This window comes from Rhodococcus sp. NPDC055024 (assembly GCF_053608585.1).
The window spans coordinates 82447-98886 of sequence record NZ_JBSGVT010000004.1 but is presented as its reverse complement, the minus strand read 5'-3'; the positions used below and the strand labels follow the sequence as shown (position 1 = coordinate 98886).

At 63.3% G+C, this 16440-nt stretch carries 15 protein-coding genes; 10 read left to right on the top strand and 5 right to left on the bottom strand.

Annotated elements, in window-relative coordinates; all coding sequences use genetic code 11:
* Positions 1-10: 10 nt before the first annotated feature.
* From ACWF6P_RS11225 to ACWF6P_RS11215, 3 genes are read right to left on the bottom strand one after another with little or no spacing between them, the layout of a single operon-like run.
* The gene (locus tag ACWF6P_RS11225; protein WP_452621067.1) at positions 11-1030 is read right to left on the bottom strand and encodes a DUF2804 domain-containing protein; all 1020 of its coding nucleotides are present in this window, start codon (positions 1028-1030) and stop codon (positions 11-13) included.
* 2 nt (positions 1031-1032) lie between these two features.
* Complete coding sequence (locus ACWF6P_RS11220; RefSeq protein ID WP_007730096.1) at positions 1033-1785, bottom strand: isocitrate lyase/PEP mutase family protein; 753 nt, start codon at positions 1783-1785, stop codon at positions 1033-1035.
* A 46-nt stretch (positions 1786-1831) separates the two neighbouring features.
* Positions 1832-3100, bottom strand: a complete 1269-nt coding sequence (locus ACWF6P_RS11215) for a cytochrome P450 (RefSeq protein ID WP_003945041.1) — start codon at positions 3098-3100, stop codon at positions 1832-1834.
* A 128-nt stretch (positions 3101-3228) separates the two neighbouring features.
* On the opposite strand from ACWF6P_RS11215, the gene ACWF6P_RS11210 reads away from it, so the two are divergent.
* The 4 genes from ACWF6P_RS11210 to ACWF6P_RS11195 are packed head-to-tail and all read left to right on the top strand — an operon-like array spanning position 3229 to position 8143.
* Positions 3229-3864, top strand: coding sequence for a TetR/AcrR family transcriptional regulator (locus tag ACWF6P_RS11210; protein WP_378537361.1), 636 nt, complete (start codon positions 3229-3231; stop codon positions 3862-3864).
* A 9-nt stretch (positions 3865-3873) separates the two neighbouring features.
* Entirely contained in the window at positions 3874-5289 is a 1416-nt protein-coding gene (locus tag ACWF6P_RS11205) for a hypothetical protein (protein ID WP_452621066.1), read from the top strand.
* Between the two features lie 13 nt (positions 5290-5302).
* Positions 5303-6715 (top strand): hypothetical protein, encoded by a 1413-nt coding sequence (locus ACWF6P_RS11200; RefSeq protein ID WP_452621065.1) that lies wholly within the window; start codon positions 5303-5305, stop codon positions 6713-6715.
* Positions 6716-6763: 48 nt separating this feature from the next.
* On the top strand, positions 6764-8143 hold the full coding sequence (locus tag ACWF6P_RS11195; protein ID WP_452621064.1) for a hypothetical protein: 1380 nt from the start codon (positions 6764-6766) through the stop codon (positions 8141-8143).
* On the opposite strand, the gene ACWF6P_RS11190 is transcribed toward ACWF6P_RS11195, so the two are convergent.
* Complete coding sequence (locus ACWF6P_RS11190) at positions 8100-8525, bottom strand: NUDIX hydrolase (RefSeq protein ID WP_452621063.1); 426 nt, start codon at positions 8523-8525, stop codon at positions 8100-8102. The two genes, ACWF6P_RS11195 and ACWF6P_RS11190, sit on opposite strands and share 44 nt — an antisense overlap.
* A gap of 190 nt (positions 8526-8715) precedes the next feature.
* On the opposite strand from ACWF6P_RS11190, the gene ACWF6P_RS11185 reads away from it, so the two are divergent.
* The 6 genes from ACWF6P_RS11185 to mnhG are packed head-to-tail and all read left to right on the top strand — an operon-like array spanning position 8716 to position 15055.
* Positions 8716-11553, top strand: a complete 2838-nt coding sequence (locus ACWF6P_RS11185) for a Na+/H+ antiporter subunit A (RefSeq protein WP_452621062.1) — start codon at positions 8716-8718, stop codon at positions 11551-11553.
* Entirely contained in the window at positions 11550-12182 is a 633-nt protein-coding gene (locus tag ACWF6P_RS11180) for a Na(+)/H(+) antiporter subunit C (protein WP_452621061.1), read from the top strand. The genes ACWF6P_RS11185 and ACWF6P_RS11180 overlap by 4 nt, the downstream gene beginning before the upstream one ends.
* A complete protein-coding gene (locus tag ACWF6P_RS11175; RefSeq protein WP_452621060.1) occupies positions 12179-13879 on the top strand; it encodes a Na+/H+ antiporter subunit D in 1701 nt (566 codons plus the stop codon). The genes ACWF6P_RS11180 and ACWF6P_RS11175 overlap by 4 nt, the downstream gene beginning before the upstream one ends.
* Positions 13876-14448: a Na+/H+ antiporter subunit E gene (locus ACWF6P_RS11170; protein ID WP_050655100.1), complete on the top strand. Its 573-nt coding sequence runs from the start codon at positions 13876-13878 to the stop codon at positions 14446-14448. The genes ACWF6P_RS11175 and ACWF6P_RS11170 overlap by 4 nt, the downstream gene beginning before the upstream one ends.
* Positions 14445-14714: a monovalent cation/H+ antiporter complex subunit F gene (locus tag ACWF6P_RS11165; RefSeq protein ID WP_003945061.1), complete on the top strand. Its 270-nt coding sequence runs from the start codon at positions 14445-14447 to the stop codon at positions 14712-14714. Before ACWF6P_RS11170 ends, ACWF6P_RS11165 begins: the two co-directional genes overlap by 4 nt.
* Positions 14711-15055 carry a monovalent cation/H(+) antiporter subunit G gene (gene mnhG, locus ACWF6P_RS11160; RefSeq protein ID WP_452621059.1) on the top strand — a complete coding sequence of 115 codons (345 nt, stop codon included), beginning with the start codon at positions 14711-14713 and terminating at the stop codon, positions 15053-15055. Before ACWF6P_RS11165 ends, mnhG begins: the two co-directional genes overlap by 4 nt.
* Here the strand turns inward: mnhG and ACWF6P_RS11155 are convergent.
* Positions 15021-16388 (bottom strand): DUF5933 domain-containing protein, encoded by a 1368-nt coding sequence (locus ACWF6P_RS11155; RefSeq protein WP_452621058.1) that lies wholly within the window; start codon positions 16386-16388, stop codon positions 15021-15023. The two genes, mnhG and ACWF6P_RS11155, sit on opposite strands and share 35 nt — an antisense overlap.
* Between the last annotated feature and the right edge of the window lie 52 nt (positions 16389-16440).

Below are 16440 nucleotides of genomic sequence, written 5' to 3'. Positions count from 1 at the left end.
GACATACGGCTTACCAGCGGTTCCGAACCTCCTCGGCAAATCCGAGGAGATCTCGAACCACCAGAGGCGAACGGTCATCGAGGATCACTGTGCCGGAAAACTTTCCGAACACCTGATGCTGAATCGAACGCAACACCCCGACGTCGAAAGTCGCGGCACGGTCGATAACCGGCTCGAAAGTCATCTCGAAGCGACCATCGCTGCTCGAGAAAGTCCACGGGGCGCCGTCGTACGTTCCCTGCGGGATATCGAAGTCGATCCTGTCCAGTTTGTGCGCCCGGCCGCCGACAAACACGATGTTCTCACTGGCCGCCGTAGTGTCCCCGAAGCCGTAACCGATGTTGAATCCGAACCGCTCGCCGCTCACCAGTCCGGATGCAGAACCCCAGTACCAGGTGTTGTCGTAAGTCCAGACTCCCCTGCCCCAATCGAGAACGCCGAACGAGTCTTCCGAGCGAAATGTGAAGTCGTCGCTCCCGATTCGCACGGTCCCGGCAGCGGGAAGGCAGTTGATTTTCTGGTTGTAGTAAAACGACCGGGGCGCCTTCGGAAACGGTGTGGCAATCACCATCCGGTCATCAGCAGGACTCGCCAGGAACAGATCGGCACTTAGACCTCGTCCACCGTCGAAAGCCGGATAGTCGACGATCAGGTGACGCCCGCCGTCTACATGGCGAAACTCGAACCGAGCCTTACCTTTCGACACCACCACATCACCGTCGTCCGCACTTTCGGGCAGACCGAGCCTTCCCATCGGGAAGGGCAGCATCACGTTTTCGGTGATCTCGTGTGGTGTTCGGAAATCGAGCCAGGAGACCCCGAGCAAGCCCATATACCCGTTGTCGGCGACGGTCAACGCGATGCCGTAATCCGCCGTGAGAACGCAGTAGTAGTCCCACTCTTTGATCCGGAACTTCGGGGCGGTGATCGCGGAGCGTCGAAACTTGCGAATCTCCGATGAGGCCCAACCCGTCTCGACCAGATGTCCGCGATCGTCGAGAAGCGGGCCGGGCGACATCAGTGTCTGCATTCTTACTTCCAGCGTCCCAAGATCTCGTTTGCACGGTTGGCCAAGGCCATCTGGAAGAACGGACCGAAGCTCACACGCGCCACTCCGAGCGGACCGAAACTTGCCGGATCGTCCTGATCCGGGATTCCGATCGCATTGATCGGAAGTGGGAGTTCGGACGTCAAGCGGCGCTGGGTCGCGTCGTCGTGACGCCCGACGGGGTAGAGAACGTCGGCACCGGCATCGGCTGCCAACTTGAGGCGTGCGATGGCGCGATCGACGCGATCGGACTCGTCACCGACCTGCTTCACGAACAGGTCGGTACGTGCGTTGACGACAACGTGGACTCCGGCGGCGTCGGCGGCCTGACGAAGCCCACCCACGAAGTCGGCGTGCTCTTGCGCCTCTCGCAAGCGTCCGCCTTCACTGTGGACGGTGTCCTCGATGTTGAGTCCGACAGCGCCGGCATCGATCAGCCCGTCGATGAGAACTGCCGGCTCGAGCCCGTAGCCACCCTCGATGTCCACCGAGATCGGGGCGTCGACCGCACCGGTGATCTGCTTGATCCGGTGCAGAAGCTCGTCGAAGGTAATGCCTTCGTTGTCCGGCTTGCCGATGGAATCGGAAACCGGGTGGCTGCCCACCGTCAGGGCTGCAAAACCTGCAGCCACCGCAAGATTCGCCGACCACGCGTCCCAGACTGTGGGGAGAATGACCGGGTTGCCTGGCTGGTGCAACGCCAGTAGAGCAGTTGCCTTGTCGTTGATCGAAGTCATGCGGTGGCTCCTCGAGATCGTGGGGTGTAGCTCTCACCTACCGACTCTAGTGAGCGACCGGGCAGCCTGTGCTCTTGTAATCGACCTGGAACTCCTTGATGCCGTTGATCCAACCCGAGCGCAGACGGCGCGGATCACCGATCTTGGTGATGTCCGGGACGTTGTCGGCAATCGCGTTGAACATCAAGTCGATCTCCATACGAGCGAGGTTGGCACCGATGCAGAAGTGCGCGCCCGTTCCACCGAAGCCCAAGTGCGGATTGGGGTTACGAGTGATGTCGAACGTCATCGGGTTCTCGAAGACGTCCTCGTCGAAGTTCGCGGAGCTGTACAGCATCACCACGCGCTGCCCCTTCTTGATCGACACTCCTGCCAATTCCGTGTCCTCGAGCGCGGTGCGCTGGAAGGCGGTGACGGGTGTCGCCCAACGGACGATCTCGTCGGCCGTCGTCTTGGGACGTTCTTTCTTGTACAGCTCCCACTGCTCGGGGTTGTCCAGGAACGCGATCATTCCGTGCGTGATGGCGTTGCGGGTGGTCTCGTTCCCCGCCACCGCCAGGATCAACACGAAGAACCCGAACTCCTCCGGGCTCAAAGAGTCGCCGTCGATATCCGCCTGGACCAGTGTGGTGACGATGTCGTCTGCCGGGCAGGTACGACGCGCGTCTGCCATTTGGTACGCGTATCCGAGGACTTCGGTGGACGCGACTGCCGGATCACCCTGGTATTCCGGGTCGTCGTAGCCCATCATCTCGTTGGACCACTTGAACAGCTTGTCTCGATCGTCCTGCGGCACACCGATCAGATCCGCGATCGCCTGGAGCGGCAGCTCACTGGCAACCTGCTTCACGAAGTCGCCCGGGCCTTCGCTCACAGCGGTGTCGACGATGCTCCGCGCACGACGATCCAACTCGTCGCGCATGCCGTTGATCGCGCGCGGCGTGAACAGCTTCGAAATCAGCTTGCGGAGCTTGGTGTGCTCCGGCGCATCCTTGTTGAGCAGAAGATGGCGGAGCATCTCGACGGCCTCGCGAGGCATGTCGTCGGCGAAACGCGCGATCGCGGTGTTCTCCCAGCTCGAGAACACGTCGCTGCGCTGGCTGACCTCTTTGACGTCAGCGTGACGCGAGACCACCCAGTAGCCCTCGTCCTGGAATCCGCCGACCGTCGGCGGCTGCTCACACCACCACACGGGTGCGTTGCGACGCAGTTCGGCGAACTCCTCGAAAGGGATCCGCTCCCCAAGGACAGCAGGATCGGTGACGTCGAATCCGGCCGGCAGGTCAGGCGTGCGTGTTGTGTCCGAGATGGTCATGGCGTCCTCTGATCGGTCGAATGTGCGCTACACCACAGAGTAGCTTTCGCTAACGGCCTGTCAAGTGAAAGACGGGGAGTCTCGTGCAACCGTCCCGCAAGAGCCCCCGCGGCACTAGGATCCCGGTAATGACAGATACCTCCGGCAGACTGACGCTGCGAGAGAAGCAGAAGCAGCGAACCCGCGCAGACCTCGTGGACGCCGCCGGCGCGCTCTTCACCGAACGCGGATACGCGGCTGTCACCGTGGAAGACATCGCGGGCCGGGTCGGCTGTAGCCGAGCCACCTTCTACCTGCACTTTCCCGGAAAGATCGACATTCTCAAGGCCCTCGGCTCGAACACTGTCGTATCCAGCACCCTCGCCATATTCCAGGATCTCGACCATGTACTCGACTCCGGTTCGCGCGAAGAATTCGCCGGCTGGATCGCACGCGCTCTCGACTGGTGCCGCGATCACCACCACATGATGCGGGCGTGGGACGAAGCCATGGTCCTCGAACCCGAGTTCCGCACACTGGCCCGCGAAGGCATCTCCGCACTGCCCAACGCGATGCCGTCGTACCTGGCCCGGTGGCCGCAGGACCGGCATGACGAAGCAAAACTCCGAGTAGAGCTCCTGCTCACACAAATCGAGCGTTTCTTCATTCGCTGGGCCGAGCAGGGCGCAATCACCGCGGGTGCGGACGTCGCAGCAGACGTTCTCACCGACATCTGGTTTCCGGCACTCACGCCGCCCGCTACCGATGTTGCGGCGCCGCGATAGGTTGGCCCGATGCCACTCGATCCTCGAGCGATCCTCACCACCGTCGCTGCGCTCCTGTCCGCGATACTCGCTGCGCTGGCCCTGACCAATCCAGTTCTTCGTGACTGGGCCATCGTCGCCTCCCCATCGGAAGTGGATCGCTGGATCAGCAGTGGACCCACTGCTGTCGGACTCGGCGCCGTAGTTGCCGTGCTTGCCTGCGCCCTTTCACAGCGTCGCGGGTCCCGTCGGGCGGCCTGGATCGCGATCACCGTCGGGGTCGCCGTCATCGCGATCATTCGGGCAGTCGTACCCGAGGTCGCGTCACTGGACCTGCTGATCGCCTTGATCATCGTCAAAAGTGTTGCAGCCGGCACTATTCTGGGCTGCGTGGTTGCCGTCAGTTGGGATCGCACTGCCACGAAGAACGCCACACTCCTCGGCATGCTTGCCACCTTCCTCGCGATCCGCACGTTCGCCGGTGGGACAGCCAGGATGACGACGTCTTCGGTGGGTGAGCCGTCGTGGTGGCTGATCGGCGTCACGGCCGCGGCAGCGATCGCCTGCGCAGTCACCGCGCAGGCCGGCTTCCGGATCCGCAAGCCCGACGCGGGCGAAATCCGTATCGCGCTCGTGGTGATCACCGCGCTGGCGATCGGGCATCGCGTGCTCGGCGCCGTGATCGACCGCCAGCAATACGCGTCCGAGGCAACCGCCTGGATCGTCATGGTTTTGGCGGCAGGTGCTGCGCTCGCGTTGACGTGGATCGCCGCCTACCGTCTCGGCGACACCTCCGGCGCTGGTGGCAAGTTCCTCTGGGCGGCAACCGCGTTGGCAGCTGCTTCGGCTCCATTGTTCGTCGACATCGCGAAGGGTTCCGGTCACTGGGGAGACCTGAAGTCCCCTTGGGTACTGGTGCTTTTCGCAGCCCTGCCGGTCGCCGTCGGATTGAGACTGCACAAGCAGGTGCCACACCTCGTTCCCATCGCCGTTCTCGTTGCGGTACCACTGTCAGAACTACTGCCCTTCGACTCCGCGCACGGTGTCTGGTCAATCGCGCTGAAGATTGCCGCGCTGGGCCTCGCCGCTGGGCTGCTGTTCGGTTCCCTGGCTCCCGGCAGCTTGGTCGACGCCACACTCGGACTCGCCATTCCCTTTGCCGCGATGACCTTCTCGTCGATCGCCATCCTCACCGATCAGCTCTCTTTCCCACCGATGATGACGTCGATATACATCCAAGGCCAGCTCGACATCGACGCGGTCTCTCCCCACGGCGACGGAGGATTATTCGGACGCGGCATCGGCATCACCGTCGACTACGTCACCGCTCAGACCGTCGGCGCAGCGGTACTCTTCACCCTGATCATCGGCTTCTGCGGCGCGGCGATCCTCCGACGACCTTCACATCCGCCAGTCGAGTTACCGGAACCGACCGAGACCGCCTGATCAGGACAGACCGATGACCATCGATGTCCGGTCATGCACCGTCGCCCTTGCGGCCTTTCTCTCGGGAATCCTTGCGGCCGTGGCGCTGACGAGCCCAGCCCGCATGAGATGGCCTGTCACCGAGCCGCAGTCGAAGGTCGACCAATGGATCAGCAGCCAATCCACCAGCGTCGTGGTCGGCGCCATCGTCGTCGTGGCAGCCTGCGCCTATCTCCAGCACCGCGGTTCTCGAAAGCGCGCGTGGGCATTTGTGTACGTGGGCGTCGTCGTGCTGATTCTGATCAGATACGTCGTCCCCGAAGAACTTGGTCTCGATCTGCTGAGCGTTCTGGGTTTTGCCAAAACCATTGCAGCAGGACTCATCCTGGGTGGCGCGGTCGCCGCCTCGTGGGACAGTCGCATCGGTCGCAACCTGCTGATCGTGGGCGTGGTGTCGACGTGGTTGGCCGCGCAATCGTCCACCGGAGATTTGATACCCGTCAGCACGTCGTCCATCGGTGAACCCGCCTGGGCACTTCTGTGGCTGACGCTGATCTGCGCAGTAGCGTGCGCCATCAACGTTGATCCCGAATCGGGGATCGGTAAAAGCGAACCGGGCATTGCCGCAACCGCTCTGGCGGTTGTGCCCGGCCTCGCCGTCACCCAACGGATTCTCAGTTCGGTCGTCGACCGGCAAGAGGACCCGTCGACGTTTTCGGGTTGGCTGGTCATGATCGCGTCCACCGTCGCCGTCCTCACCCTGACCTGGTTCTGTACGAGGAAACTCGACGCAACTTCAGACAGCGGCGGATTCCTCTGGGCTGCAACCGCCGTTGCGGCGGCCGCCACGACGGTGTTCGCCGATCTGACCGACCGCTTCTTTCTCAACGGTGACCGAACCTCGCCGTTGGTGATCACTGCCCTCGCGGTCATCGCGGTCGTCGTCGGGTTGAGACGTTCTCGACACCGAGATCGCAGGATCGTGGGTCTGGCGCTCCTGGCTTCGATCCCGTTGTCCGAGTTGATCTTCAGCGGCGATCACGAAGTGGCCCTGTTGCTCCGGATCGTCGCGCTAGGCGTCGGATCGGGGCTATTGCTCGGATCCGTCTTGCCCTCGAATCCCGTCATCGGGGCGCTGGGGTTGACCATTCCATTCACTGCCCTGGTCTTCATGTCGATCGGGCAGCACGACATCGAGACTGTGTCGTCAACGTACCTCCGGCCCGATCCACCCTCGACGTACTTCCAGCAAGACTCCGCACTGCGCGGCTACATCGACGCGATCGAACCCGGCGCAGCGTATCGGGCAGAAGCCTCGACGATTGCCTACGCGTACGAGGCGCCACCTCGTTCCGTCGGTACCGCACTCCTGATGTGTGTAGTTGTCGTCGCCACCGGTATCGCGCTCCGCCGCCGCAACCCCGTTGACACACCGTCACCGGACTGAGACCTCCTATTGCGGTGCAACTGGTACCGGATTGACTATTTTGGAGCAGTGCCCATCGCCCGCAGGACGCTGCTCGTCGCACTGAGTGGTGTGACGGCATTCGTCGTCACCGTCGTCGCTTTGGCGCCCTTCGTCAACAGCCAGTCGACGTCGATTTCGACGGGTGACCGGTTCTGGTCGATCTCGACCATCGGTGCCGGCGTCTTGGCTGTCGTCGCGGTCGGGACAGCCGCGATGATGGCACGTTGCCGGTTACGGACCGCTGCCATGACGGCATTCGGTGGGCTCCTTCTCGAACTGCCCGGACTCTACGATCACAACTTCGAAGCACTCTCGCCCGTCGGTGCGGGAGTCGCTGTCGGCGCGGTCACGGTTGCTGCCGCTCCCCGGGTCCGAGCCGCTTCGGTCGCGGGAACGATTGTTGCCGTGCATGTCTCGGATTCGCTCCTCGACGACGATGCAATTCCTCGGCGGTACGCGGACTACATCGCCGACAACACCAACCAGTTTCAACCACCAGTGCTGGCGGCAACACTGATCGCACTGGCATTGACCGCCGCGTGTGTCGCCGCATTCTGGTTCCACGATTTCGACAAGGACCACCCCAAAGAACGGATGGCCGTTCGGCCGGTGACGATCGCGGCGGTGCTCACTCTCTTCGGCGTCGCGGCAAATTGGTGGTTCGACATCACCACCGTCACGGCAGCGGTGCCCCTCCTACTCGTCGCTCTGGTGATCACGGTGATCTGCGCGCGGGTGTTGGGCGACGGCAGTCGGATCCTGCTGATGTGTACCGCTGCCGTCGCAACTCTGGCAGCGGTCTCGGCGAACCGTCCGGCAACCGAGGCGATGGAGTGGTCGAAAACCCCGGCCTCGACCGCCGTCGTGATCGGTGTCGTCATCGTTGCCGCGGCAGCAATCGGGGCTCTCGCGCCGTCGCGCGTTGTCGGCTACGGATTGCTCCTGACGGTGACGGTCGCCGGGATAGTCAGCTATGCCACGTCGCCTTCGCCGAAGATCGGTGACCTTCTCACGATCAGCGATCTTCTTGTCGCCTTCACCGCAGCGGTCGTCACCTACGCGATCGCCAGCGCGATGTACCGGGAACCACCGCGGACCGGAGCGTCACGAGCCCTCGTCGGACTCGGTGTCATCTTCGGCCCGACGGCGCTGGCCCTGCTCGTCTATCCGCAGTTCGACTACGGATGGACGGCGTACACCCCGCTGGACGAGAACAAGCCCTTCAACGGCATCACTACGGTCGGCCCGTTCGAGATCTCGACCGACATCCTGATACTCGACGCCGTCGCGCTGATCATCGTGGCCGTCTGCGCCTACACGAGTCTGCGATTGGGCCGGATCACACGATCCGTTCCTCCGTCGATCAGTCGATCAGATCCATCGACGCCAGGCGATGGAACACTTTGAGCGATCCCGGCGCCACCTCGTCCATCGCCGCGTACTCGGAGAGCGTGAAGTATCGGAACTCGGCGATCTCGCTGGTCGGGTGCGGGTCTCCGGCCATCTCCGCCAGATAGCAACTCATGTGCAGCCCGGTGTCCGCGGAATGTCCGAAAGCGTGAGCCTCGAAGACGTCGAGGAACGTGACCGTTCCGTCGACCAGATCGACGTCGAGTTCCTCCCGAATTTCGCGGTGCAGCGCCTGCTCGGGTGTCTCGCCCGGGTCGATCTTTCCGCCGGCCATGTAGAACGCGGTCTTGCCCACGGAGCGGGTCTGGATCAGCTTGCGGTCACGAATGTGCGCGAGAGCAGCGGTACGGATGATCGTGGTGGGAGTCGGCGAATTCACGTCGTCCAACCTACGTGTATCAGCCAGTGCTGAAGATGTCCGAATCGACTCGCTGCACATCGAAACTGCCACGCCCGGTAATATGTACGCAAAGACAACCTCTCCGACTAGGTGAATTGTCTCGTTAATCCGATAGGTTCGATTTTGTTCGGACACCCCGCCGCCCGCTGACAACACGACGGAGTGCCTTTTGCTCGCTATCTTGCTTGCCCATGCCGTTGCCGCCCTCTTGGCTCCGCTTGTGGTGCGCAGGTTAGGGCGAAACGGCTTCTTCCCCCTCGCGATAGTCCCCCTCGCCAGCCTCGGCTGGGTCATCGACAAATGGGGCACCGTCGAGACGCTGCACATCACCTGGGTCCCTGGCCTGTCGATGGACATCGACTTCAGATTCGACGCGCTTTCGGCCATCATGGCCGTGCTCGTCCTGGGCGTCGGCACGCTGATCCTGATCTACTGCGCCCGCTACTTCAACGACGACGAACCTCGACTCGGTATCTTCGCCGCCGAGATGGTCGCCTTCGCGGGTGCCATGTTCGGGCTCGTGACCAGCGACAACATGCTGCTTCTCTACGTGTTCTGGGAACTGACGACGGTCCTGTCGTTCCTGCTGGTCGGTCACTACGCCGAGCGCGCCACCAGTCGCCGCGCCGCAACCCAGGCACTGCTCGTCACCACCGCCGGTGGTCTGGCGATGTTGGTCGGCATGATCATCCTCGGCCAGGTCGGCGGCAGCTACAACCTGTCCGAACTGGTCGCGAACCCGCCGACGGGTTGGCTCCCGTCCGTCGCGATCGTTCTGATCCTGATCGGTGCGCTCTCCAAATCGGCAATCGTGCCGCTGCACTTCTGGCTGCCCGGTGCAATGGCCGCGCCCACCCCCGTCAGCGGTTATCTCCATGCTGCCGCGATGGTCAAGGCCGGTATCTACCTGGTTGCGCGCCTGGCTCCCGGTTACGCCGATTCGCCGCCGTGGCGCATCACCATCATCAGTTTGGGTCTGCTGTCGATGATCCTCGCCGGTTGGCGAGCCATGCGCGCGTACGACCTCAAACTCGTCCTTGCCTTCGGAACCGTCAGCCAACTCGGCTTCATGATGGTCCTGGTCGGCATCGGCACGCGTGACGCCGCCCTCGCCGGCATGACGATGGTCGTGGCGCACGCGATGTTCAAGGCCGCGCTCTTCATGGTGGTGGGCATCATCGATCACACCACCGGCACCCGTGACCTGCGCAAACTAGCTCACCTGGGTAAGGCGGCACCAGCTCTCGCGATCATTGCGAGCCTCGCTGCCGCCAGCATGGCCGGTCTGCCACCACTCCTCGGATTTGTCGGCAAGGAAGCCGCACTCGAATCGGTGCTCGAAACGAACGCGCTCGGGCACTGGTCGTCCATCGCCGTCGTCACGGTGATCGTGTTGGGCTCGATCCTGACGGTCGGCTACAGCGTCCGCTTCATCTGGGGCGCCTTCGGACGCAAGACCCTGAGCAAGCCAAGTCCGGCCGTGAGCAAGATGCACAAGCCTGGTTGGCTGTTCCTGTTCGCGCCCGGCCTACTCGCTGTTCTCGGTCTGGCCGCCGGCATTCTCTCGCCCCAACTCGAGAAGCTGCTGACGCCGTACTCCACCACACTGGCTCCCGGACCGCACGCCGATTACCACCTCGCGCTGTGGCACGGATTCAACACTCCGCTGCTGCTGACCTGCATCGTCATCGCGGGCGGCGTCGCGCTCTACATCGCGCAGCGTCAGATCAGCCGCCTGCACTTCGAGCACCCGCCGCTCGGCAACGCCGACCGTATCTACGACGCGACCCTGCGCGGCATGGACACCCTCTCGATGCGCCTGACCGGCGCCACTCAGCGTGGTTCGCTCCCCCGCACCCAGTCGACGATTCTCGTCACGCTGGTCGTGGTGCCGCTGTTCCTGCTGATCATCGACACCAAGGACGGCGGAGTCGACCTTCGGATGTGGGATTCGCCGATCCAGTTCACTATCGCGCTGATGATGGTTTCGGCCGCCATCGCCGCGACTCTGATGCGCAACCGACTCGCCAGCGTCATCCTCGTCGGGCTCACCGGCTACGGCTGCGGTGTGTTGTTCGCGCTGCACGGTGCACCCGACCTCGCGCTGACCCAGTTCCTCGTCGAGACGCTGACACTGGTGATCTTCGTGCTGGTCCTCCGCAAGCTCCCCGCCGAGGTCGACGAGAGCAAGGCAATCGGCTTCAAGTGGCCACGTGCTGCACTCGCCGTGGCCGTCGGTATCACCGTCACGACCATCGCGGCCTTCGCAACGAATGCCCGGAACACCCGTCCGATCTACGAACTGCTTCCCGACGCGGCCTACGACCTGGGCAACGGCAAGAACGTCGTCAACGTCCTACTCGTCGACATCCGCGCATGGGACACCCTCGGTGAGATCTCGGTGCTGCTGGTCGCTGCAACAGGCGTCGCCAGCCTCGTGTTCCGCAACCGCCGCTTCGGCATTGCACCTCGCGTCGCCGATGCACCCTCCGTCATCGTCGACAAGGCGGCCGCCAACTCTGACACGACGTGGTTGCGCGGCGGAGACCTGATCGATCCGCGACACCGTTCGCTGGTTCTGGAGGTCACCACGAGGTTGATCTTCCCAACCATCATGGTGTTGTCGATCTACTTCTTCTTCTCCGGCCACAATGCTCCCGGCGGCGGTTTCGCCGGCGGCCTGACGGCGGGCCTGGCACTGGTACTTCGTTACCTCGCCGGTGGCCGCTACGAACTCGGTGAAGCCGTACCCATCGACGCGGGCAAGATTCTCGGCCTCGGTTTGGCGCTGGCCGCGGGCACCGCCCTGGTGTCGCTGTTCCTCGGCGCCCCGGCACTCTCTTCGGCCGTCTTCGAGTTCACCCTCCCGCTCATCGGCCACGTCAAACTGGTCACCGCACTGTTCTTCGACCTGGGCGTCTACCTCATCGTGGTCGGCCTGGTCCTGGACGTACTCCGAAGTCTCGGCGCCCGCCTCGACGCAGAAATCGAGGTGAAAGCACCATGAGCGCAAACATCGGAATGCTGATCCTGATCGGCGTCCTCACGTCGGCCGGTGTCTACCTCCTGATCGAACGAAGCATCACCCGGATGCTCCTCGGTCTACTTCTATTCGGTAACGCCATCAACCTCTTGATCCTGACCGTCGGTGGATCGGACGGGAATCCGCCCATCGTCGGCCGAGATTCGGTCCACGAGGAGATAGCGGATCCGCTCGCGCAGGGCATGATCCTGACGGCCATCGTGATCACGATGGGTATCGCCGGCTTCGTTCTGGCACTGGCGTACCGGTCTTTCAGGATCAACACCGCCGACGCCGTCGAGGACGATCCCGAGGACACCAAGGTTCTCAAGCGTCGCCTGCCGGCCGACGCTCCCGACCACGACCGCTCCGACGACCCGCTCACCGGTGCCCCGAGCATCGGCGGCGACGCATTCGACAAGGACGGCAACCCTATTCCCCTCGAACAATTGGTCAACCTCGAGGACATCGAATGCTACGACGACCTCCACGACGGCGACTTCGAGGACGAACCGGTACCCGACTGGGCCACCGACCTTGCTCGTAAGAAGGAATCCGAGAAGCGGCGCAAAGACGCTCGCCAGACCAAGATCGAGGGAGGTGGAGGCGCATGACCATCTCGGACAACCTGATGGGAGCCCTTGCGCCCCTGCCCGTTCTGATCCCGATGCTGGCCGCAGCTGCGACGCTGGTCGTCGGCCGACGTCCTCGTTTCCAGCGCGTGATCACACTGATCGCGCTCGTCGGCGTCGTCGCGGTGTCGGGCCTGCTTCTCTACCTCGCAGACCGCGACGGTACGACCGCGGTTCAGGTCGGCGGCTGGGATTCGCCCATCGGCATCACACTCGTGGTCGACCGTCTCTCGGCGATGATGCTGGTGGTCTCGTCGGTGGTACTGCTCGCCGTCATGATCTACGCGATCGGTCAGGGTATTCGCGACGGCAGCGAGGCCCAGCCGGTCTCGATCTTCCTGCCGACCTATCTGGCGTTGACTGCCGGTATCTCCAACGCGTTCCTCGCCGGTGACCTCTTCAACCTGTATGTCGGGTTCGAGGTCCTGCTCGCCGCGAGTTTCGTGCTCCTGACGCTCGGTGCCAGCGCCGACCGCGTCCGGGCCGGCATCTCGTACGTGATGGTCTCGATGGTGTCTTCGCTGATCTTCCTGGCAGGCATCGCCTTCGCCTACGCGGCGACCGGCACCCTCAACATGGCCGACATGGCCCTGCGCTTCGACAACATTCCGCCAGGAACACGCACCGCCATCTTCGGTGTCCTCCTCGTGGCGTTCGGCATCAAGGCTGCGGTCTTCCCGCTGTCGGCGTGGCTCCCGGACTCGTATCCGACCGCGCCCGCACCGATTACCGCCGTCTTCGCGGGGTTGCTCACCAAGGTCGGTGTGTACGCGATCATCCGGGCGCACTCGCTGCTGTTCCCGCAAGGAGAACTCGACAACGTATTGATGGTGTGTGGCCTGCTGACGATGGTGGTCGGCATCATGGGTGCCATCGCGCAGAGCGACATCAAACGTCTGCTCTCGTTCACCCTGGTCAGCCATATCGGTTACATGATCTTCGGTATCGCGCTGTCCACGACGTCCGGTCTGTCGGGCGCGATCTACTACGTCGCCCACCACATCATCGTGCAGACGACTCTCTTCCTCGTGGTTGGTCTGATCGAACGACAAGCCGGGTCGTCGTCGCTGCGCCGTCTCGGTGGTCTCGCGGCGGCCAGCCCGATCCTCGCAATCGTCTTCCTGATCCCGGCCCTGAACCTCGGTGGTATCCCACCGTTCTCGGGCTTCATCGGCAAGGTCGCACTCCTGCAAGCCGGTGCGTCCGACGCCAGCGCGCTGGCCTGGATCCTCGTCGCCGGCGGCACGATCACCAGCTTGCTGACGCTCTACGCGGTCGCCCGCGTGTGGACCAAGGCATTCTGGCGAGCCCGTGCCGACGCGCCCGAAGGTGACCTCGCCGACGTCAGCCCGTCAGCGTTGATCGACGAATCCGAAGAGGACATCGCGTTCGTCGACCGCGAGGACGTCGGCAAGATTCCGATCTTCATGCTGATTCCGACGGTCGGGCTCGTCATCGTCGGCCTGGGGCTGACGGTATTCGCGGGCCGGATCATCGACATCAGCGACCGAGCGGCGAAGGATCTGCAGGACCGGTCCATCTACATCGACGCGGTTCTCGGCAACCACCGACCCGTTCCGGTCGACGAAGCTCCCGTCGCTGCAGACGACCCTGCAAAAGCTCCCAGTACCGATGCCCCGAACACCGAGACCCCGAACACCGAGGAGGCTCCGCGATGAAACGCGAACAGGTACTCCGCGTCGGGATCCTGCTGTGGCTGATGGTCGTGTGGATCCTGTTGTGGGGCAACATCAGTTTCGGCAACATCTTCGGCGGACTCGCCGTCGGCCTGATCATCATGGTCCTGCTTCCCCTCCCCCGCGTACCGGTGGAGGGCCGGGTCCATCTGCTCTCGATCCTGCGTCTGCTGTGGATGATCGTGTATTACGCGATCCAATCGAGTATCCAGGTCGCTTGGCTGGCGATCCGTCCGTCACCGCCGCCGGTCACCGGAGTTCTGCGGTACCAACTCGGGATCAAGTCGGACCTGGTTCTCACGCTGTGCATCGACGTTCTGAACCTGATCCCGGGCACCATGGTTCTCGAGATCGACCAGAACCGGCGCATCGTCTACGTCCACGTGCTCGACGTCGGCTCGCAGAAAGCCGTCAGCGCGTTCTACCGCTCGGTGGAGGATCTCGAGAGGTTGTTCATCGCGTCGTTCGAACGTGATTCGGACTGGCAGCCCAGCCCGTGGCACCAGCGCGACTACGAATTCGATGCACCCCGGCAGGAGGACCGACCATGAACGGGTTCATCACCACGATCTTGATCATTTCGGGAGTGATTCTCCTGATCGCCGCCGTACTGACCACGTTCCGATTGCTCGACGGGCCGAGCTCACTCGACCGCCTCGTCGCCCTGGACACGATCATTGCGGTCTCGATGTGTGGGCTCGCGGTCTGGGCCGCGTACAGCAAAGACACGACCATCGTTCCCGCGATCGTCGCGCTGGCACTGGTCGGCTTCATCGGTTCGGTGTCCGTCGCACGCTTCCGGGTGAGTGACCAGTGATCGGCAACATCCTCGACACGATCGGGGCAATCTCCATCTTCCTGGGCGCGCTGCTCGCGCTGACCGCCGCGGTGGGAATCGTTCGATTCCCCGACACCCTGCGCCGTATGCACGCGGCCACCAAGCCTCAGGTGGTCGGCCTCGTCCTGGTTCTGATGGGCGCCGTGTTCCTGCTTCGCGGAAGCGTCGACATCTGGATGCTGATACTGGTCGGCATCTTCACGTTGCTAACGGCCCCCGTCATCGCGCACAGTGTCGGACGCGTCGCCTACCGCGAACAGCGCGAGGAGGACGACCTCATGAAGATCAACGAACTGGAAGACCCGGACTCTCTCCGGTAGCGACATCCCACTCACCGTCGCGCTCGCCCCACACTGCAAGAGCGGTTCCGGGGCGGGCGAAGAAGGTGGCGAAGTACGCCACCGACATGAGAACCAGAACAGCCATCAGTAGCGGACCGAAGATCGCCGGGTACTCGGCCATCTGCACCGAAGCGAATCGGTACGAGAGCAACAACCCCGCGAGCAGTGCCGAGCCACCGATCAACAGACGCACTCGGAACCAACCCCAGCCGCGCTCCGGATCCCGCAGCGCCGCATCGAGCGTCAAGCACAGAACCGCACCGGCAATGAGGTCGACGCCGTAGTGGAATCCGAAACCGAGCGTCGCCGTCAGGGTCGCGACGAGCCAGAACGATCCCAGGCTGCGAATCCACCACGGCCCGCTGCGAGAGTGGATGAACAACGCGACTGCCCACGCGGTGTGCAGGCTCGGCATGCAGTTTCGTGGCGCGGCGTCGTCGAACGGCAGCGACGACGGTGACGCGAAGTCGAAGTTGGGCACGATGTTCGGCCAGTAGTCACCGATCTGGAATCCGAAACCACGCGGACCGAAGGCGAACACCGGACCGACCACCGGGAACAGGACGTAGAAGATCGGGCCGATCAACCCGATGAGCAGGAACGTACGCAGCAGGTGATGCGACGGCCATCCCTTGCGTACTTGATAGAGCGCGACAACGATCACCGCTACCGGCAGTTCGACGTAGATCCAGTCGAGCGCTGCGGCGCCGACGGGGCCCATGGCGTCGACGATCTGGCCCATCACCCACGACGGGTTCCCGAGAGCCTGGTCGGCGAGGAAAACGTACTCGTCCCACACATCGGTGCCGACGAGAATGGTGATCTCCAGCCACGTCTCGGCAACCTTGGCCGCGATGATGAGCAACGCGCCCAGCGCAACGCCGTGCAGAACGCTGAGTCGACGCTCACCGGACAACTTCCACACCGCGTACACCGCGATGGCCGTCAGCACCCAGGTGCCGCCGGTGCCCATCGTCAGCGGCCCACCGGAGAACCAGCGGATCGCGCCGACGACCACGTCGATCACGACGGCCGCGGATACCGCGTAGATGCGCTCCTTGTTGTTCAGTCCGACCAGTGCGAGAGCGAGGCCAACCCAGGGCATCGTCGCGGATCGGGGAACGAGGAAGTAGTCACCGAACAGGCTTTCCACCGGACCGAGATAGCCCTTGTACGACGCGAACGCCTGCACGCCCAGGACCAGCACGGTCAATGCTGCTGTGCCGATCAGAAGGACTCGATGAGAACTCGACCACGAACGATCCGACTGTCCGGGTGCGTCCCCTCGTTGGGACCAACTGTCTATCAACACCGGACAATAGTAAACGGCGTGTGAACCGAATATGGACACCCACTGGACAAAC